At 52.3% G+C, this 514-nt stretch carries 1 protein-coding gene; it reads right to left on the reverse strand.

Annotated elements, in window-relative coordinates:
• Positions 1-209 precede the first annotated feature (209 nt).
• Positions 210-514, reverse strand: a 305-nt coding sequence (locus AC1RP4_RS07645) for a hypothetical protein (protein WP_481763219.1), incomplete at its 5' end; no start/stop codon positions are given.

Below are 514 nucleotides of genomic sequence, written 5' to 3' on the forward strand. Positions count from 1 at the left end.
GGACAATCTTCGTTACCCTTAGAGAAGTGGCATTTAGTGTATGCCTTTGTTTCTTCTGGGTCCAAATGTTTGCACGTTTTGCACTGCCTTGAATACAGCTGAAGGAACTCAATTGGCTGTTCCATTTCTGTCTCCATAAACGGGAAAAGGGCGGAAGCTTCCGCCCCCACCCATCATTCTAGTCCGGTTGTCCCGGACACGACGAGAACTTAGAACAGTTCTTCTTCGTCTTCGTCCTCATCTTCACCAGACTCGTCGTCTTCGTCGTCTTCGTCTTCTTCCGACTCGTCGTCTTCGTCTTCTTCCTCGTCCTCTTCTTCGTCTTCCTCGACGACCTTCTTCTTGCCCTTGGCCGGAGCCTTCTTCTTGCTCACAGGCTCGTCTTCTTCGTCTTCCTCATCTTCGGACTCGTCGTCTTCATCCTCTTCTTCGTCTTCATCTTCGACGACCGGCTGCTTCTTGCCCTTCGCGGCCTTTGCCGGTGCTGCCTTTGCCTTCGACTTAGGAGCCGGGG

The organism is Dellaglioa sp. CoH-56-MRSF-10 (genome assembly GCF_056782175.1).